Genomic DNA, 19,263 nt, shown 5'->3' with positions numbered 1-19,263 from the left:
GGCGCTATTCGCTGCGGAGCGCGATGATGGGGTCGATGGATGCCGCCCGTCGCGCCGGGACCCACGCCGCGAGCCAGGCCGTGCCCAGCAAGACGGCTCCCGAGAGCGCCAGGAGGAGGGGATCGGTGGCGCGCACTTCGTAGAGCTGGCTCTGCAGCAGCCGGGATACCACCACGAAGAGTGCCATGCCGATCGCCGAGCCAAGCAGGGTGGCGCGCAGCGCCCCGCCGACGACCAGGCGGGTGACGGCCACGGCGCGGGCGCCGAGGACCATGCGAATGCCGATCTCCTTCCGGCGCCGCGCCACCCCCTGCGCCACCACCCCGTAGATCCCGAGCGAGGCGAGCAGCAGCGCCGCCGCGCCGAACATCGCCACCAGGGACGTAAAGAGGCGAGGCTGCGACACCGAGGACTCGATCTGAGACGTCAGGGGGCCGAGGTCGCCGATCGGCAGGTCGGGGTCGAGTTCGCGCACCACCTCCCGCACGGCGGCAACATAGTTCAGCGGGGAACCCGCGACCCGCACGAAGCCGTTGAAGGCGGAGCGCTGGAAGATGGCCAGCGGCGCATAGGCCACCGATTCGGCGGGGCGATCGAGGCTCTCGTGGCGCACGTCGGTGGCGACCCCGACGACGACCGCATCACTCCCCCCCATCCGGAAGCGCTCCCCGACGGCCGGCCGCCCCGGCCACACCTGCCGCGCCAGGCTGGCGCTGACCACAATGGGAAGCAGTGCGTCCGAGGTATCCGCCGCGGTGAACTCCCGTCCCGCCAGCATCGGGATGGCGAGCGCCTCGAAATACCCCGGGGTGACGATGTAGGTCCCCGCCGCCGGCGCGATTGTATCGACGACGCCTCCCTCCCGCGTCACGCGAAGCTCGTAGGGCTCGCCGCCCCCGGTCAGCGGCGCCCGCTTGCCGCCACCGACGGCGAGCACACCTGGGATGTCGGCGAGCCGCTCGAGAAGGGTCCGCCGGAAGGTTTCCGGATATCCGCGGGCCTCATACCGACCGCCCTGGAGCACGAGCCGCAGGGACACCACGTGATCCGCGGAGAACCCCGGGTCGACGTGGGTCAGCTTCCAGAGACTCGAGAGCGTCAGGGCCGTGCCGCACAGCAGAAGAACCGCGAACCCGCTTTCCGCCGCGAGGAGGCCTGCCGCCAGGCGATGACTGCCGCTCGTCTGTCCGCGTCCCTCGCGGAGCGCGGTTCCCGCCGTTGGCTGGGCGCTGCGGAACGCCGGGACGACCCCGACAATCAGGAAGGTCGCAATCCCGGCGAGGACCGCAAAGCCCGCCACCGTGGGGTCGACGGTGATCTCGCCGGCGCGCGGGAGCGTCCCCGTGGCCACCGAGGTGAGCAGCGGGGCGGCGAGCCAGGCGAGCAGCAGCCCGGCGGCCGCCCCGGCCGTCGCGAGGATGGCGCTCTCCAGCAGCAGTTGACCGACCAGGCGCGCCCGCGTAGCGCCGAGCGCCGCGCGAATCGACAGTTCCCCGGCTCGGCCCAGGCCGCGGGCAAGCACGAGGTGCGCCACGTTGACGGCCGCGATGAGCATCACGAGCGCTACCGCGGCCATCAGGGCGACCAGCGGCGCGCGGACCTTGCCGAGCAGGTATTCCCTGACCGGACGCAGGGCAGGCGTGTTCCAATCGGTGTTGCTCTCCGGATACTCCTGCGCCAGCCGCGCCATCACATCGCCGACCTGCGCCCGGGCGGCCGATTCGGTCACGCCAGGAGCCAGCCGGGCCACGGCATTGAGCCAGCGCACCTGCCGGACATGGGGAATTTGGTTATCCGTGATGAGCGAAAGAGGCAGCCAGATCTGGGGCTCGGCCGAGGGAAAGGCGAAGTCCGGCGCCATGACACCGATGACCTCGAAGGGCTGGCCGTCGAGCTCGACCGCCCGGCCGATGACGTCCGGATCACCGCCGAGCGTATTCCGCCAGAATGCGTCGCTGAGGACGACGACCTGGTTGGCGCCGGGAACGTCGTCGGTGGCGTCGAAGGTCCTGCCCCGCACCGCCGAGACGCCAAGCGTCCCGAAGAACTGGCCGTCGGCCATGACGGCCGCGACGTTTTGCGGTTCGCCCAGTCCCGTGAGGTTTCGGGTGCCGAGGCCGGGGAGGTAGAAGAAGGCCGAGAGCGAACTGAACTTGTCTGAGGCGGCGCGCACATCGTCAAAGTCCTGCGGCGAGAAGCCACCGAAGACGGCCCCCCGATTCGGCCGCGTGTGCCCCACCTGGACCAGTTCGTCGGGGCGCTCGAAGGGGAGTTCGCGGAGCAGGACCGCACGGACCACCGTGAACATGGCGGTGCTGGCGCCGATCCCGAGCGCCAGGGTTGCGAGCGCGACGAAGGTGAAGCCCGGTGAGCGCGCCAGGCCTCGCACTGCAAGCCGGACCCCGGCCAGGCGGCTATTCACCGCGCAGCGCCTCCACCGGGTCCAGCGCGGTCGCGCGGCGCGCCGGCACCCAGCTCGCCACCAGGGTGACCGCCAGCAGCAGCAGCGGAATCGCGATGAAGGTGAGTGGATCGTGCGCCGAGACCTTGAACAGGAGCCGGTCGGTGGCGCCCACGGCGGCCTGGCTGTCCAGTGCCTTCAGCAGGTTGGTGAGGGCCACCGCCGCCACCAGGCCGAAGCCGACGCCGACCAGCGCGAGTCGCATCCCCTGCCCCATGACCATCCGCTGGACCGAGCCTGGCGTTGCGCCGAGGGCCAGGCGCACGCCGAGTTCCTGGGTCCGCTGGGCCACGGTGAAGGCCATGACGCCGTAGAGCCCGATGGCGGCCAGCGCCGCCGCCAGGAGCGAGAAGACCGTGAGCAGCACCATGGAGAAGCGCCGGGGGCCGGTGCTGGTCGACACCAGCTCGTCCATCGTGTTGATATTGGCGAGGGCCACATCGGGATCGACCGACTTGAGCGCCTCACGCACCCCACTCACAGCCGCAAGCGGGTCGGTGGTGGTGCGCACCGCGAATGCCATGAATTCGTTGCCGGCCTGTGCGAGCGGGAGGTAGTACTGGATCCGCCTCTCGGCGTCGAGCCCTTCGTGCATGGTATGCCCGACGACACCCACCACCGTGATCCAGGTGATGGTCGAGTCGGTAAAGTCGTTGAAGGTGATGCGCTTGCCGATTGGATCAGCGTCCGGCCAGTAGGTCCGGGCGAATTCCTGGTCGACGATCACCACATCTGGCGTCCCCGCCACGTCCTGTGCGGTGAAGAAGCGGCCCTTGAGGAGCGGTGCCCCGATCGCGGCCAGGTAGTCGGGCGTCACGATCCGGAAGTCGCCCCAGGGCATGTTCCCCTTGGGCGGGACCACGTGGCCTTCAACATTAAAGGACCGCGTGCTTCCGTTGTTGGTGAAGGGGAGCACGGAGGTGGCGCCGACGGAGATCACTCCTGGTTGCGCCGTGATCGCCTGGATGGCCCGGTCAAAGAACGCGACGCGCGCCGTATCGTTCGGATACTTGGCGTCCGGTGGCGCCAGGTTGAAGGTCAGGAGGTGGTCCGGACGAAAGCCTGGGTCCACCTGGAGCAGCTGCGAAAAGGAACGGGTCAGGAGCCCGGCACCGACGAGAAGCGTCAGCGCGAGTGCGACGGTGGCCACCACCAGGCCCCGACGGAGCGTCAGCCCTCCGCGATCCCCGGCGGCGCCCCGGCCGCCTTCCTTCAGCGACTCCTGGAGCGAGGTGCGCGAGACGCGCATGGCGGGGGCAAGGCCGAAGACCAGTCCCGTGAGGAGGGAAAGCCCCAGGGTGAAGGCCAGCACCATGCCGTCGATCCCGATGGCGGATGCCGACGGCAGGTTGCTCTCGTTGAGTGACATCAGCGCCGGCACGCCCCAGAGGGCAAAGAGGACGCCGAGCACGCCGCCGGCGAGCGCCAGCACCATGCTCTCCGTCAGCAGCTGACGGATCAGGTCGCGCGGCGACGCGCCGAGAGCGACACGGACCGCAATCTCGCGCGACCGACTTGCCGCGCGCGCCAGCTGCAGGTTGGCCACGTTGGCACAGGCGATGAGCAGCACCAGGACCACCGCCCCGAGCAGCACGAACATCGCGCGCCGCATGCCGACGGAGGTGACCACGTCGCTGAGCGGCGAGAGCCTGAGGTCCCAGTCCTCCGGAAACTGATCCGGGTGGTCCACCTTGATCTGGCTGGCGAGCGCGTGCATTTCCGACTGGGCCGTTTCGAGGGACACCCCCTCCCTGATTCGTGCCGTCATGCCCAGGAACTCATGGCCCCATGATCCGGCCACCTGCGCCGGCGTGAAGGCGAGGGGCGTCCAGAGATCGACGGCGCGGTTGAGCATCGACGTGAACGACGGCGGCATCACCCCGACGATCTCGTAGCTCTCGCCGTTGAGGAGCATCCGCTGTCCGATGATGCTCGGGTCGGCCCCGTAGACCTTGCGCCAGAATGGGTCGCTGAGCACCACGACATGTTCGCTGCCGGCGACCGACTCGTCCGCGCGGAGCGCCCGGCCGAGGGCGGGTTGCACTCCGTACGTCGCGAAGTAATCGCCCGCCACCCGGCGTGCCTGGAGGCGACTGGCGTCGCCATGCCCGGTGAGTGTCGGCCCCCAACCGGTGTAGGCGGTCATGGCGCTGAACGCCTGATGCTGCTTCTCGTACTCCAGGAATCCGGGGACCGACACCCCCGCGACCAGGTTGGACAGGGAGGGATAGAGGTGGCTCACGACCACGAGCCGGTCGGGCTCGGCGTAGGGCAGCGGCCGCAGCACCACCGCGTTGATGACCGAGAAGATGGCGGTGTTGGCGCCGATCCCCAGCCCCAGCGTCAGGATGGCAATGAATGCGTAGCCGGGGCTCCGCCGAAGCGTGCGGAGGGCGTACCGGAGCGTGCTGGCGATCGGGGCCACGGGGTGCTCCTTCCTAGCCTTGCGACATGGCGAGTTCCAGGGCCTCGTCGCCGACCACACGGCCGTCGAAGAGATGAATGGCGCGGTCGGCATGCCGTTCGTATCGGGCGTCGTGCGTCACCATGATGATCGTGGCGCCGCCGCGGTGCAGCTCCTGCAGCAGCTGCATGACCGCTTCGCCGTTGGTCGAGTCGAGGTTTCCGGTCGGCTCGTCGGCCAGGAGGATGAGCGGCTCACCCGCCACGGCGCGCGCGACGGCCACGCGCTGCTGCTGACCGCCGGAGAGCTGCGCCGGATAGTGCCGCACCCGGTGGCTCATCCCCACCCGCTCCAGGGCCGACATGACGCGTTGCTTCCGCTCGGCGGGGGCCATGCCGCGGTAGGTCAGCGGCAGTTCGACATTCTCATACACCGTGAGATCGCCGATCAGGTTGAACGCCTGGAAGATGAAGCCGATCTCCCGGTTCCGGATCCGCGCCCGGTCGGCCGGCGAGAGCTGCGCCACCGGTTTCTCGTCCAGCCAGTACTCGCCACCGGTCGGCGTATCCAGCAAGCCCAGCAGCGACAGGAGGGTCGTCTTGCCGCAGCCGGACGGGCCGGAAATGGCGACGTACTCGCCCCGCTGCACCTCGAGGTGCACCTCCGAAAGGGCATGGGTCTCCACCTCGTCGGTATAGAACACCTTCTGGATTCCATCGAGGCGGATCAGCGGCTGCGTAGCGTTCATGGCAAGAACTCCGGAGAGAGGCAGAAATGCGCGAGGTCAGGAGTGGTCAATGTGCACGGACTATTTGATGCGGACGCGGTCGACGGAGCCGAAGCGGGTCATGTCGGACAGGATCACCTGGTCACCGGCCTGCAGGCCCGACACGATCTCGACGGCGTTGGCGGAGGTGCGGCCGAGGGTGACCTGCACCCGCTCCGCCTCATCCCCGTCCGGTGAAAGGCGGAAGAGGCCGATGGTGCTGTTGGCCTGCCCGTAGGTCGGCCGCCCGACGTGCAGCACCTGGCCGAGCCGTTCGATCTCGATGGTGCCGTCGACGCTCAGGTCGGGCCGCGCCCCCTTGGGCAGCGAATCGAGGAGGGCCACGTCCACCGTGACCATCCCGCCGGAGGACGACGGGTCGATGCGCGACACCCGCCCGCGCACCAGGCCGTTGCGGGTGTCGATCACGGCGGACTGGCCGAGCGCCACGTCCCGCGCCTGGTTCTCCTGCACCCGGAGGACCGCCTTCAGCTTGTCAGGCTGGACCACCTTGGCGATGGTGGTGCCGCTCTGCGCAAACTGGCCGACCTCGAGCGGAAGCTCCTGCAGCACGCCGTTGGCGCCGGCCCGCACGATCATGGCGCCGGCCAGCGAGCGCTGGAAGCGGACCACCGCCTTGAGGCGCTCCACCTGTTCGCGCTGCACGGAGAGCTGGGCGGGGATGTTGTCGGTAATCAGCTTGAGTCGCTGCTGTTCGATGGACAGCCGCTCCGTCATTTCGGTGGCGTGTTCCTTCGCCTTCTTCGCCTCGAACACCGAGATCAGCTTCTGGTCCACCATCGCGTTGGCGGCGTCGGCGTTCCGCTTCGCCTCGAGGTACTCGGACTGCGTCTGGGCCACGATGCCGGCCTGGTTCAGGCGCTGGGTCTCGAGACTGACCTGCAGGGCGACCAGCTGGGCCTGCGCATCGGTCAGCTGACGCTCCGCCTGCAACAGCTGGATCTCGACGTCGGGATTGCTCAGTTCCATCAGCACCGTGTTGGCGGTGACATGCTCGCCCGGCTGCACCAGCTTCTTCTCGACCCGGCCCGGCGCCACCGCCGAGATCCACCGGATCTGTTCCGGCACCAGCGAACCAGGGGCGCGCACCTCGCGGACCATCGGACCCGACACCACCGAATCGATGGACAGTGTCGGGCGCTCGACGCTCGGCGCGGCCGGCTTCAACTGCCCCATGACGACCATGACAACGAGGAGCACGGCCCCCAGTCCTATGTAGAGGGGGCGGCGCTTATTGGGCGGTTTGACGCGAGCAACGTCCACGTGAGGTCCTGTTCAAGTGAGGCCAATCTCCGAACCAACGGCACGATTCACCCCCATCAAGGGAAGAAGCGTGCCTGTCTGCCGCCGGCATGGCGATCCGATAACCCAATGTGTGGCAACAGGATACGCCGCAACTACCCATTGCCGAAATCGGCCAGGTGTCCGCTTTTGGGATTCGCCATCCCGTCAACGGCCAGGCCACCGAGGCCACTACTCCCCGCGCAGAGCCTCGACGGGGTCGATATTCGACGCGCGTCGCGCCGGGAGGTAACTGGCCAGAATACCCACCCCGATGAGCAGCAGGGTCATGCCAGCGAAGGTGAGGGTATCGAAGCTCGCCACCCCGTACAGCAGGGCGCCGAGCGACCGAGTCGCGAGGAGGGCCACGACGAACCCGACAAGAATCCCGACAGCGACGACGCGGGTGCCCTGCAGGACGACCATCCGGCGCACCTGACCGGCTTCGGCACCGAGCGCCATGCGCACGCCGATTTCCCGCACCCGTTGACCAACGATGTATGAGAGCACTCCGTAGAGACCCACGCTCCCGAGGATCAGCGCGAGGAAGGCGGCGATGCCGAGCGTGAGCATCAGGAAGGAGAGCTGCGCCATGGAATCCCGGGCCAGCCCTGCCATGGTGAACACGCGGTACATCGGCGCCTCAGGTGCGACCTCCCGTGCGAGTGCGCGGACCTCCGGCGCGATGAACTCGGCGCGGCTGGTCTTCACGACGTAGGCGGGGGACGACATGGCCCAGCTCGTGGGCGTCGGCCCCACCAGGGGCAGGTAGATGACCGGCTGCGGGGGGTCGCGGAAGTTGTCCTGGAGGACATCCTCGACGACCCCAATCACGGTGAAGGCCCCCGGGCCCTGGTCGGCGCTCACCCGCCGCCCGAGCGGGTTGGCATCCGGCCAGAGGAGCCTCGCGGCGGACTCGCTGATGATGACGTTGCCCTCGCCCGACAGTTGTTCCTCGTCGGTGAAGACGCGTCCGCGCAGGACGGCGATGTCCATCGTCTTGAAGTAATCGCCCGCGGCCCAGGTCACGTTCAGGAGCGGCTGCGCGTCGGCGTCCGCCCCCTCGGGGTGAAACCGGATCGACCTGGTTCCCTCGTTCAGGGGGACGTTCTCGACCAACCCGACCGACTCGACCCCCGGGAGGGCGCGGAGCCGGTCCATGAACGCAAGGTCGAAGCGGGCAAACGACGGCCCGTCGTTCAGCGACTCTCGTTCAGGCGCGATCTGGAAGGTGAACACGTCACGGGTGTCGTACCCCGGGTCGACGCGGGAGAGTTTGCTGAAGCTGCGCACCAGGAGCCCCGACCCGATCAGCAGCACGAGGGCGAGGGCGGTCTGGGCCACGACCAGGCCGTCCCGCGCCCAGTTCCGTTGCCGCGTCGCACCCCGACCACCTTCGCGGAGGCGGAGCATGTCGGGCTCCGACACCCGGATGGCCGGCACCAGGCCGCAGGCCACCGCGGAAACCAGCGCGGCGATGACCGTGAAGATCAGGGACGCGGGACCGAGGGAGACAGTGCTGAGGCGCGGGATGTCCTCGGGCGCCGCCCTGAGGAAGAGGGGGAGCGCCCAGCTGGCCAGCACGACCGCAAGCGCCCCGGCAAACAGGGCCACCACCACCGCCTCCGCCATCTGCAGGCGGATCAGCGGCCAGCGGCCCGCGCCGATGGCGCGGCGGACGGCCAGCTCACGATGCCGGACATCGGCGCGGACCACGAAGAGGTTCGCGACGTTGGCGCACGCGATCAGCAGCACGATGGCGACCGCGCCAAACAACACCCAGAGCGGGCGCGACACGGCGCCAAACATCTCGGGGCTTGCAGCGGGCGCACCACCGCCTGGTACTGCTCCATGGTACGAGCGTACCTGGGCGAGCCCCCGAACCGCTCCGGCAGGCGGCGCGCCAGCGCCGTCAGCTCGCTGGCGAGCGCCTCCGGCGTCACGCCGGGCTTCGTCCGGGCCACCATCCGGATACCGAAGTTGCCCGGCCTGATGGAATCGAGGGCGACGGTTATCGGAAACCAGAGTTGTGTGTCGTCGAGCGGAAAGCGAAAGTCGGGCCCCATGACGCCGATGACGACACGGCTGTCTCCCGAAACCGAGAACGAGCGGCCCACGACGCCGGAATCCCCCCCGAACCACGACTGCCAGAGTCCGTAGCTGAGCACCACGACACGCGACCCGTCGTCAGGGACGGGGAGCCGCCCCACGACCGGCGTGGAAACCGAGGGTGGAGAAGAGCGAGCTGGTCGCCGCCGACATCGGAATCCGCTCCACCCGGTCCGCGGTCCGCAGCGTGGAGGTGAAGGAAGCGCCGCGTCCTCCAGGAGCTGCGACTGCTCGGTGTACTGGGGCAGGAATTCCATGGAAACGCCGAACTCGCTCGGCATGTCGGAGCCAGGCGCCGACCCGGCGACATACACCACCTGATCGACGTCACCATACGGGAGCGGATTGAGCAGCACCGCATCGACCACGCTGAACATCCCAACGTTGGCGCCGATGGCGAGCCCGAGCGTGCCGATAGTCACGGCGGCGAATCCAGGTGACGACGGGCGCGGAGCGCGTGCCGGAGGTCGTCTGTCCAGCCGGAGAGGTCTGTCGCATGTCGAGGCCTTCGGTGGGAGTCACAAGGCGCGCCGCACGGGCGTGGGGCCGACGTTGGGAAGAAGCGTGCCGAGCCCTCGGCTCTGAGCCATCTCGGAAGACGATGCGGGACAACCGTTTCCAGCGACGGCCAGACGTCCCGCTCACCGCGACTGTCCGCTATCGGGATTGTGTGTCCCGCGAGCGGTCAGGGGCCGCGTCGATGACGCCGCGCTCAATCGGCTCGCATCGCAAGCACCGGGTCCACCTTGGAGGCCCGACGCGCGGGGACAAGGGTCGCCAGCATCGCCACGCCCCCGAGCACAAAGCGTGGCCGTCACCAGTGTGACGGGATCACGTGCGCTTACGCCGTAGAGCATCGCGGCGAGAAAGCGGGTGAAGTAGACCGCGCCCCAAGTCCGAGCAGGAGTCCGAGGAGCACGAGCGCCCCGCCCTGCCGGAGAACGAGCAGGATCACGTCGACATGTTGTGCTCCGAGCGCCATCCGGATGCCCAGTTCCCGGGTTCGCTGACTCACCAGGTAGGCAATGACGCCGTAGAGCCCGGCCGCCGAGAGCACAAGGGCTACGAGCGCGAACGCGCCGAAGAGCCACAGGTTGAGTTCGCGCGAACCGAGCGAGCGATCGAGGACCTCTCCCATTGTCATGATTTGGTAGAGCGGCTGGCTGGCATCCACCTCGCGGAGCGCCTGGCGGACGGCCGGAGTCACAGTGGAGGGCGGCACGGTGGTCCGTACCACGAGCGTCATCTCGCGACCGCCATCATCCGCGCGGATCGGGAAGTGGACCTCGGGCAACGGCGCGCGGTCGAGGCCCCGCTGCCGCGTGTCACCTACCACGCCGAGAATCGTGTACACCTCGCCCTCGCCGAAGTTGAGTTGGCGACCAACCGGATCCTCGTCGGGAAACTGCTGCCGGGCGAGCGTCTCGTTAACGAGCAGCACACGGGACGTGTCGAGGACATCGCGCGCCGTAAAGTCGCGCCCGCTCACCAGTGGGATATCCATCGCCTCAAGCAACCCGGGGCTCGTCAGCCGGTACTCTGTCAGCGGCTCCTTCCCGCGCTCCGGCGCCGCGTGGCCAACGACGGTGAAATTGCTGCTCGATCCCCAGGCCTGCATCGGGAGGTGGGAGATCAGCCCCGCATCCCTGACGCCAGGGATCGACCGGACCTTTTCGAGGAAGGGCAGAATGAAGTTGGATGAACCGGCGGTCGTGGCATCGGGAATCGCCAGGTGGGCCGTCAGGACATTCTCGGTCGCGAATCCCGGCTTTTCCGATTGCAGGATGAGCATGCCGCGAACCATGAGGCCGGCACCGGTCAGCAACATCATGGACAGCGCGACCTCCGAGACCACCAGCGCACGCCGAAGCCTGCTGTGGCCCGCACTGCTGCCACGCGCGCCCGCGCTGGTGATGCCCCCCTGCAGGCTCTTCCCGGTGGTCGTGAGAGCCGGCGCGAGCCCGAAGAGCACCGCACAGACGACCGCGACGCCCAGCAGGTAGAGGAACACCCACCCGTCCATCTGGAGGTCACTGGGCCGGGGGAGCATCCCCGACACGAGCGGCGCGAGGGTGCGGAGCGCCAGCCACGACATGCCGGCGCCGGCAACGGCACCGCCGAGCGCGAAGAGGAGGCTCTCGGTCAGCAGGTAGCGAATGAGGCGGGCCCGACTCGCGCCAAGGGCCAGGCGCACCGCCATCTCGTGGCGACGGGAGCCGGCGCGGGCCAACAGCAGGTTGGCGACGTTGGCGCAGGCGATGAGCAGGACGAGGGCGACCGCGCCCAGCAAGACCAGCAGCGTCGCGCGCACGTTGCCGACCGTATCCTCCTGCACCGACCGCAGTCGTGCACTGCGGCTCGGATCGACTTCAGGGTGCTCCCCACGAATCCGGGCGGCGACGGACTTCAGGTCAGCATCGGCGGCTTCCAGCGTGACCCCCGGCTTCAGCCGCCCGATGACTTGAAGGAAGTGGCTGTCTCGAGCTTCGGCCCGCTCCGGAGCAAGCACCAGGGGCGTCCAGAGCTGGGTGGAGGTGCTGGCCGATGCCGGGATGATTCCGATGACGGTGCGCTGTTGCCCATCGATTCGGAGCGACGCTCCGACCACGGCGGGGTCGCCACCGAACCGGCTGCGCCAGAATCGCTCGCTGAGCAACACCACGCCGGAGGCGCCGGCCAGCTCGTCCCCGGGCGCAAAATCGCGCCCGATGATCGGCGGCAGGCCCAGCGTCGCGAAGTAGTTGGCGGTCACCCGGTTCGCCACCAGTCGCTCGGTGGACTCGGTGCCCTGCAGGACGACACTGGCCCGGGACGAGGCAGCAAGCGACTGGAGTGTGCGGTTCTGCTCTACCCAGTCGCGATAATTGGGATACGAGACGCCGCCGTACCCGTCCCCGCCGTCGTAGTAGAACGTTTCGTAGGCATTGACCAGGCGATCGGGCTCGGGAAAGGGCAGCGGGCGGAGCAGGACGGAGTTGACGACGCTGAAGATGGCGCCGTTGGCGCCGATGCCGAGTCCGAGACAGAGCACCACCATGAGCGAGAAGCCGGGAGAACGTTGCAGCGCCCGCATCGCGTGCCGCAGGTCGCCCATCCAGTCAGTGAGACTCTGTCGCATGTCGAGGCCTTCGGTGGGAGTCACAAGGCGCGCCGCGTGGGCGTGGGGGCCCACGTGGGAAAGAACCGTGCCGACGAAGACCACGACCTGCAGCGCGCGAAAGCATTGCAGCAAAAGGGCATAGGCCCCCTCACCACGTCGTCAGAGGACCCCAAGTGTCCGATATTGGGAATTGACGTCCCGCTCGCGGGCACGGACGATCGATTGAACGCCGACATGTGGCTATAGACCGGCGGGTACGGGCAATGGTTGCATATGAACCACCCTTCACCTGCATGTCACGAGGGGTTCAGCGCCCCGGCCATAGCATAGGGGCAACGGTGCGGCTTCCCTGATGGCTGCACCATCGACCACCAGGAGGCCTGAGTGTCCACGCTGCTCCAGATCATTGCCACCCCCCATCAGAACGGAAATTCACAGACCCGGCACCTCGCGGACGCGTTTCTCCAGGGCTGGGAAACCGTGAACCCGACGGGCGTGGTCGAAACCATCGACCTCACCCAGATCGAACTCCCGCCCCTCGACGCACCGATGATATCGGTCCTCTTTGACCGTCCCTCATCGTTCTCAGGAGAACTCCTGGCCCAGCGCCGCCGCGCCCTTGACCGCCTGGTGACCCAGTTCATCGCGGCCGACGCGTACCTCTTCGTCACCCCGATGTGGAACTTTGGCCTCCCCTACCAGCTCAAGCACTACTTCGACCTCATCATCCGGCCCGGCTGGACGTTCTCCCTCGGCGAATCAGGTGCCACGGGCCTCCTCGGCGGGCGGCCGGCATATGCCGTCATTACCCGAGGGTTCGACTACAGCCCTGAGTCGGGGAAGGCGCAGTACAACCATCTCGAGCCCCACCTCCGCACCCTGCTCGGATTCATGGGGATCGAGGATCTATCGGTGGTAGCGGCGGAAGGGATGATGCTGCCGGGCGCAGACACCCGGATGGAAGCGAGCACGAAGGCCGCGACCGCGATGGGCTTGGGGCTGGTGACCGCCTGAAGGCAGCGGGGCAGCGGGGCAACGGAGCCGAAGGTGCGAGGCGCCTTCTCTACTCGTTCTGCATCACGAACGTCTCCCGCGCGATGAACTGGTGGAATTCAGACATGAACTTCGCGAGGAATTGTTCCGTCGACTCCCGTGTGACCTGACCGTCCTCCGTGATGAGGCCCGGGGTCATCTGGATGTACGCCTCGGGAGAGTTCATCTGCGGTGAGTTGAGGTGCGCGAGCACTCCGCGCAGGTGCTGCTGCGCAATGGCGGTGCCGATGGCCCCCGACGACGCGCCGATGGTCGCCGAAGGTTTGCGTGCAAAGGAGTTCTTGCCCCTCGGCCGGCTCGCCCAGTCGATGGCATTCTTCAGGCAGCCGGGGACCGACCGGTTGTATTCCGGGGTCACCAGCAGGACGGCGTCCGCCCTGTCGATGGATGCCTTCAGGGCGGTGCCCGCCGGGGGATAGTCCGCGTCGTAGTCGTAGCTGTAGAGCGGCAGGTCCCGAATGGGGATCTCAAACATCTCGAGCGCCGGTGGAGCGAGGCGTACCAGCGCCCTGGCGAGCACGCGGTTGATCGACTTGCCCGCCAGGCTGCCGATGATGTATCCCACCTTGAACGTCCGTACTTCCACGCTACTTGCCCGCCGACTTCAGGACGAATGAAATCTTCGCGTTCACCCGATAGTGGGTGATCTTGTCGCCCTCAATTTCGGCGCTGAAATTGTCGATCCAGATCGACTTCAGCCCGGTGACGGTCTTGGCCGCTTCGCGCACCGCGGTCTTGGCCGCATCGTCAAAGGACTTGTCGGACTGGGCAATCACTTCAATCACCTTTACGATGTCGCTCATGGTGCCTCCTGGAAGGGTACGTCGGGGGAAAGGCTACCCTCGGAACCTAACAGGAAGGACCGGGGGGGAAGCGGACGGTCCCCCTCTCCGCTTGCCGGGGAGGGGGTCAGGAGGTGCGGAGTCTCAGCGGCAGCCGCCGCAACCGCTGCCCCGTGAGTGCGAACACCGCATTGGCCACCGCCGGCGCGATCGGCGGCACGCCTGGCTCCCCGACACCGCCCGGCGGCTCCGTACTCGGCACGATGCGCACGTCCACCACCGGTGCCGCCGGCATCCGCACCATCTCGTAGTCGTAGAAATTGTTCTGCTGCACCCGCCCCTTGTCGATGGTGATCTCGCCGTGCAGCGCCGCGGTCAGACCGAACACGATTCCACCCTGCATCTGGGCCTTGATCAACCCGGGATTGACCGGCGTGCCACAATCCACCGCGCAGGTCACCCGATGCACCTGAATGACCCCGGCGGGCGTGATAGACACTTCCGCCACCTCCGCCACGATGCTCCCGAACGAACGGACGATGGCCACGCCGCGCGCGCGCCCCTCGGGCACGGGGGTCCCCCACCCCGCCTCCGTGGCCGCCAGCTCGAGCACCGCCCGCATCCGCGGCTCGTCCTTCAGCAGCGCCCGCCGGTAGGAGACCGGGTCCTGCCCCGCCGCCGCCGCGAGTTCGTCGATGAAGCTCTCGGTCACGAACGAGTTCTGCGAGTGCCCCACCGAGCGCCAGAAGCCGACCGGCACCGGGACCGTCAATTCCCGCCAGTCCACCAGCAGGTTCGGCACCGCATAGGGGAGGTCGGCCGACCCTTCGACCGCCGACGGATCGACGCCGTGCTCGAGGGCCCCGGCGAGGCTCATGGCAAAGTCCGGCATCCACCCCGGCAGCCAGTGTCGGATGATCGACTGGCAGGCGATCCGCTGACGCCAGGCCAGCGGCATCCCGTCTTCCCCGAGCACCGCCGAGAGGGCGTGCGCGGTCATCGGGCGGTAGTAGTCGTGCTGGGTGTCGTCCTCCCGACTCCAGATGACCTGGACCGGCCGGTCGAGCTCCTTCGCGACCCGCACCGCTTCGGTCACATAGTCCACTTCGAGCCGACGCCCGAATCCGCCGCCAAGAAAGGTCGTGTGGATGGTGACGTCGTCGGCAGACACCCCGGCGGCATCCGCCGCCACGCCACGTGCGCCGCCGTGGTTGAGGAACCCCGGACCCATCTGGAACTGGGTCGGCGCCCAGACCTCCACCGCACCGTCGTGCACCCACGCGGTGCAGTTCTGCGGCTCCATTGTCGCATGCGCCAGGTAGGGCGCGTCATAGGACGCCTCGATCGTCGGCGTGCTCGCGGCGAGGACGCCAACGGCGTCACCCACCTTGCGGGCCTCGCGTGCCTTGTCGGAGGCCAGCAGCGCCTGCAGCTGCTCCGCCAGGCCGGCAGACGAGAGCGCCGCGCCCGCCCCCTCGACCCAGGTGATATCGAGCGCCCGCCGCCCCTTCACCGCCTGCCAGTAGTGCTCGGCCACCACGGCAACCCGGTCCTCCAGCCGCACCACCTTGACCACACCGGGGACGGCCAATGCCTTCGCCTCCCCTGCCACGCTCCCCACCTGACCGCCAAAGACCGGACACCGCTCGACGCTCGCGTAGGCCATGCCGGGCAGCCGTACGTCAATGCCGAAGGTCGCCACCCCGCGCACCTTGCCGGCATTGTCGAGCCGGTCCCGCGAGGTACCGATAATCCGGAAGTCCATGGGGTCCTTGAGCGGCACGCCTTTCGGCACCGACAACGCGCTCGCGTCCGCGACCAGCGCGCCGTATGCCAGTTCCTCTCCCGTGACATCGTTGCGGACCCACCCCTCGGCGGTGCTGCACGACGCGGCCGGGACACCCCACCGCCCCGCCGCGGCCGCCACCAGCATCGCGCGCGCCGTGGCGCCTGCTTCCCGCATCGGGAGCCATCCCGTCCGGATGCTGGTGCTTCCACCGGTCACCTGCGCCTGCAGGGCCGGGTTGTAGTACGCCTTGGCTGCGGGGCCCTGCACAAACCCGACGCGACTCCAGTCGCAGTCGAGTTCTTCCGCGAGGATCATCGCCAGCCCGGTCGTGGGGCCCTGACCCATTTCCGAGCGGCCGATCACCACCGTCACCGAACCGTCGGGGGAGAGGCGGAGAAAGGCGTCAGGCGCGAACACCCCGTCGGGTACCGGAGGTGCGCCGTTGCCGCAGCCCTGGAAATACACGGCGAGGGTCAGTCCGGTCCCGGCGACCGCGGCCGCCTTCACGAAGTCGCGCCGGGAAACACCGCCCCGGGCGCTCACGCGACGTCTCCCGCGGCCCGGTGGATGGCCCGCCGGATCCGTTCGTAGGTGCCGCAGCGACAGATGTTGCCCGCCATCGCGGTGTCAATCTCGGTATCGGAGGGGTGTGGCGTGGCGGTCAGGAGCGCCGCGGCAGACATGATCTGCCCGACCTGGCAATAGCCGCACTGCGGGACCTGCTCCCGCATCCACGCCACCTGCACCGGGTGGCTCCCGTCGTCGGAGAGTCCCTCGATGGTCGTGATTTTCCTCGCGCCGACGTCACGGACGATCCACTGGCAGGACCGGGTGGCCTCGCCGTCGAGGTGCACGGTGCAGGCGCCGCACTGCCCCACCCCGCACCCGAACTTCGTGCCGGTCAGGTTGAGATGGTCCCGCAACACCCAGAGGAGGGGCGTGTCGGGATCGACGTCCACGTCGGTGGAGGTGCCGTTGATGAGGAGGGTGTATTGCACAGTGCCGACCCGGGATGGAGTGCCTGAACTAATGGCACTCCCCCGGGCGGCGTCAAGCGGGTGGGGCTACTTCTGAACCTGCAGGCTGTAGGCGCCGGTACGCTGCGCGTAGGTGCCCCGGGCGGCCACCTGCAGCAACTGGGTGGTGATCGACGACGCCTTGCCCACGTCCGCGACGTAGAGCGTCAGGAGGTTGCTTCCCGAGCCCAGGTCGCCGGTGACGATGGCGCGGATGACGTTGGGACCCGGCGCGCTCTGGAAGAGCGTCAGCCCGGCCGGTGCCACGACGGAGTCCACCACGCCGGTCACCTGGAACATCACGGCGCCGTCGTCGGTGTTGGGGCTGGTGAGGACCACCCGCAGGGGACCGGCCACCGGACCGGTCGGCGTGTTGTCGCTGCTGCCGCCGCAACCGGCGGTGGCGACGAGAACGGCCAGGAGGGCGGTTCCCCGGATCAGGGTCGAGTTCATGGGGTCACTCCCTTCGGCGTCTGCGCCGTGGTCGGGCCTGCCGCGGCAAGCAACTTGGCCAGCAGTGCGGGCGAGACGCCCTGGCCGGAAATGGTGACCCAGTGGAGGAAATCGCCGAGGTCGTAGACGCCGTTGTTGTTCCCGTCCTGGTCGAGGAGGGTGCGCTGCGCGACGGAGAGCGTCGGGGAACCAAGGAGGTCGTTGGCCGCCGCTTCCGTCGTGAAGACCGCCGTGTAGCTGAACTGTGCCTTCAGCGACCAGTTGCGGTCCATCGTGACGCTCAGCACCGAATCGGTGGTGGTCGTGTCGCCGGTCCAGCCCACGAACCGGTGATTCGGCGTGGGAACGGCGGTCAGCGTGACGACCGTGCCCGGGGCGACGCCCACTCCGTTGGCCAGGCTGCCGGGCTCGGTGGAGAGAATGTTCCCGGTGCCGGTGCCGAACTTGGTCACCTGCAGGAGCTTCTCATAGCGGAACCGGAAGAGCACGGCCTGCCCGCCACCGATGCGGATCGAGTCGATCCGCCCCGCCACCACCTTGCCGGCGTTGGTCCGGAGCCCCGGAAAGGTCGTCCCGTCGATGGCGGTCTTGCTGGTCGATCCGGGGTAGGCATCGCCGCGGTCGCCGCGGTTGACCCCGTTGAGGAGGTCGTTCAGCCCGTCGGCCTGCAGGAGCGCCACCCCCTGGATGGCTCCGGTGTTGATCGTGTTGTTAAACGCGCCGGCGTCGATCCGGCTCTGGTCGATGTGCCAGACGTAGAGTCCCGGCGACTTGGCCCGGGAGTAAGCCGGATTCATCTGCGCCGAATCGCTCTCGACGGCCGCCCGGTTTTCCAGGATGAAGTACTCGCCCACGGTCTGGGTCGGCAGGATACGGACGGTGTCCGAGGTGGCGACCGGATCCAGGGTGATGGTGCCGGAGGTGGACAGGGTGTCCGCCTTGACCCAGCCGAGCTCAAGCAGTGACCACCCCTCCATGCGCGAGGGGCTGTAGGCACGGGCATAGTTGCCGGAGCCCATCAGGCCGAATTCGCCGATGCCCTGGGTGCCGCCCTGCGTGTCGTAGAGGTCGGGCAGGCCGAAGGCATGGCCAGTCTCGTGCGCCACGGTGCCGATCGGCATGATCTCCCCGGGCGTGCAGGCGCCGTTGCCACCCTGGCCGCTCTGCATGGTGTAATCGGAGACCTTGATGAAACCGCCGCTCGCGCTGGGCGTCTTGGTCACGTAGGGCGACCCGCCGTTCCACCCTTCGATCACAAAGCGGTGCGCCCAGATGTGTACCGTGCCGCAGGCGCCGTCGATTTCCGGCTGCAGGAATGTGACGAAGTCCACGTATCCGTCGTCGTCGCCCGAGTTGGGGATGCCGTCGGGACCGTCGTTGTCGTAGTCGCTCCAGACGGTGAGCGAATCGGCGCCGCTGGACACCTTGGCAAGCGCGCCAAGCAGCATGGTGCCGAACCGGACGCCGCCGTCGGAACAGGGATTGTTCACCCCGACGCCGTTGCAGTTGTTCTCGTAGTACGCGGCGCTGGAGTCAGCTCGCGTCCATGGGAATACCCGCCCCGACATCGTGATGTTGCCGTTGGAGAGTTGCTCGTAGTAGGTCTTGACGCTATAGGGACGGCCGACCGGTGCCGGCGAGAAGAACAGGTCCTGGTACTCCGTCGTCGCAAAGAGCGTGGTGGTATCGGTATTGGAGAACCGGATCGGGACCACCGGAACCTTGAAGCTGCCGGTGACCACCGTGGCCGACCGGCCAGGCATCGCGGAGTTCAGGAGCGCCATGTTCCCAGCGGCGATCAGCTGCTGGCGCGCGGCCCGGATGCTGGCCGTCTGCTTGCGCCAGGCGCCGCCGGCGCGGAAATCGAGCCCACGGACCTCAAACTGCCCGGGACGGGCCCGGGGATACTGGGCCTCGGCCGGCGGGGCAGCCAGCAGCAACAGGCCGAGGGCTCCGAACATTGCCGGGGCCAGGTTGAAAGACTTCAAAGGAATTACTCCGGAATCAGGTCCGTTGGGGGGTGGCCGG

Annotated in this window: 14 protein-coding genes; 1 reads left to right on the top strand and 13 read right to left on the bottom strand. The window is 68.2% G+C overall.

Annotated features, from left to right (window positions below; genetic code table 11):
• Positions 1–4: 4 nt before the first annotated feature.
• The 7 genes from R2910_10935 to R2910_10905 form a co-directional block, all read right to left on the bottom strand.
• Positions 5–2,422 (bottom strand): ABC transporter permease, encoded by a 2,418-nt coding sequence (locus R2910_10935; protein ID MEZ4413488.1) that lies wholly within the window; start codon positions 2,420–2,422, stop codon positions 5–7.
• Positions 2,415–4,886 carry an ABC transporter permease gene (locus tag R2910_10930; GenBank protein MEZ4413487.1) on the bottom strand — a complete coding sequence of 824 codons (2,472 nt, stop codon included), beginning with the start codon at positions 4,884–4,886 and terminating at the stop codon, positions 2,415–2,417. Before R2910_10930 ends, R2910_10935 begins: the two co-directional genes overlap by 8 nt.
• 13 nt (positions 4,887–4,899) lie before the next feature.
• A complete protein-coding gene (locus R2910_10925; GenBank protein MEZ4413486.1) occupies positions 4,900–5,613 on the bottom strand; it encodes an ABC transporter ATP-binding protein in 714 nt (237 codons plus the stop codon).
• A 60-nt stretch (positions 5,614–5,673) separates the two neighbouring features.
• Entirely contained in the window at positions 5,674–6,852 is a 1,179-nt protein-coding gene (locus tag R2910_10920) for an HlyD family efflux transporter periplasmic adaptor subunit (GenBank protein ID MEZ4413485.1), read from the bottom strand.
• 273 nt (positions 6,853–7,125) lie between these two features.
• The gene (locus R2910_10915) at positions 7,126–8,730 is read right to left on the bottom strand and encodes an FtsX-like permease family protein (GenBank protein ID MEZ4413484.1); all 1,605 of its coding nucleotides are present in this window, start codon (positions 8,728–8,730) and stop codon (positions 7,126–7,128) included.
• The gene (locus R2910_10910; protein MEZ4413483.1) at positions 8,679–9,464 is read right to left on the bottom strand and encodes an ABC transporter permease; all 786 of its coding nucleotides are present in this window, start codon (positions 9,462–9,464) and stop codon (positions 8,679–8,681) included. The genes R2910_10915 and R2910_10910 overlap by 52 nt, the downstream gene beginning before the upstream one ends.
• A gap of 419 nt (positions 9,465–9,883) precedes the next feature.
• The gene (locus R2910_10905; protein MEZ4413482.1) at positions 9,884–12,160 is read right to left on the bottom strand and encodes an ABC transporter permease; all 2,277 of its coding nucleotides are present in this window, start codon (positions 12,158–12,160) and stop codon (positions 9,884–9,886) included.
• Between the two features lie 366 nt (positions 12,161–12,526).
• On the opposite strand from R2910_10905, the gene R2910_10900 reads away from it, so the two are divergent.
• The gene (locus R2910_10900; protein MEZ4413481.1) at positions 12,527–13,156 is read left to right on the top strand and encodes an NAD(P)H-dependent oxidoreductase; all 630 of its coding nucleotides are present in this window, start codon (positions 12,527–12,529) and stop codon (positions 13,154–13,156) included.
• A gap of 49 nt (positions 13,157–13,205) precedes the next feature.
• Here R2910_10900 and R2910_10895 read toward each other — a convergent pair whose 3' ends face one another.
• From R2910_10895 to R2910_10870, 6 genes are all read right to left on the bottom strand, one after another.
• Entirely contained in the window at positions 13,206–13,760 is a 555-nt protein-coding gene (locus tag R2910_10895; protein ID MEZ4413480.1) for an NADPH-dependent FMN reductase, read from the bottom strand.
• A gap of 22 nt (positions 13,761–13,782) precedes the next feature.
• Positions 13,783–13,998 (bottom strand): dodecin family protein, encoded by a 216-nt coding sequence (locus R2910_10890; protein ID MEZ4413479.1) that lies wholly within the window; start codon positions 13,996–13,998, stop codon positions 13,783–13,785.
• 106 nt (positions 13,999–14,104) lie between these two features.
• The gene (locus R2910_10885; protein MEZ4413478.1) at positions 14,105–16,309 is read right to left on the bottom strand and encodes a xanthine dehydrogenase family protein molybdopterin-binding subunit; all 2,205 of its coding nucleotides are present in this window, start codon (positions 16,307–16,309) and stop codon (positions 14,105–14,107) included.
• A complete protein-coding gene (locus tag R2910_10880) occupies positions 16,306–16,764 on the bottom strand; it encodes a (2Fe-2S)-binding protein (GenBank protein MEZ4413477.1) in 459 nt (152 codons plus the stop codon). The genes R2910_10885 and R2910_10880 overlap by 4 nt, the downstream gene beginning before the upstream one ends.
• Positions 16,765–16,830: 66 nt before the next feature.
• On the bottom strand, positions 16,831–17,235 hold the full coding sequence (locus R2910_10875) for a hypothetical protein (GenBank protein MEZ4413476.1): 405 nt from the start codon (positions 17,233–17,235) through the stop codon (positions 16,831–16,833).
• On the bottom strand, positions 17,232–19,223 hold the full coding sequence (locus R2910_10870; GenBank protein MEZ4413475.1) for a M6 family metalloprotease domain-containing protein: 1,992 nt from the start codon (positions 19,221–19,223) through the stop codon (positions 17,232–17,234). The genes R2910_10875 and R2910_10870 overlap by 4 nt, the downstream gene beginning before the upstream one ends.
• Positions 19,224–19,263: the final 40 nt, after the last annotated feature.

It is taken from the genome of Gemmatimonadales bacterium (assembly GCA_041390145.1).
GTDB lineage: Bacteria > Gemmatimonadota > Gemmatimonadetes > Gemmatimonadales > GWC2-71-9 > SPDF01.
Note: the sequence above shows the minus strand (reverse complement) of the source record. Positions and strands in the feature narration are given on the sequence as shown.

What these genes read in the sequence shown, in the direction of transcription:
- R2910_10890 (MEZ4413479.1), bottom strand. Translation starts at nt 13,998, where the DNA reads ATGAGCGACATCGTAAAGGTGATTGAAGTGATTGCCCAGTCCGACAAG.
- R2910_10925 (MEZ4413486.1), bottom strand. Translation starts at nt 5,613, where the DNA reads ATGAACGCTACGCAGCCGCTGATCCGCCTCGATGGAATCCAGAAGGTG.
- R2910_10875 (MEZ4413476.1), bottom strand. Translation starts at nt 17,235, where the DNA reads ATGAACTCGACCCTGATCCGGGGAACCGCCCTCCTGGCCGTTCTCGTC.
- R2910_10905 (MEZ4413482.1), bottom strand. Translation starts at nt 12,160, where the DNA reads ATGCGACAGAGTCTCACTGACTGGATGGGCGACCTGCGGCACGCGATG.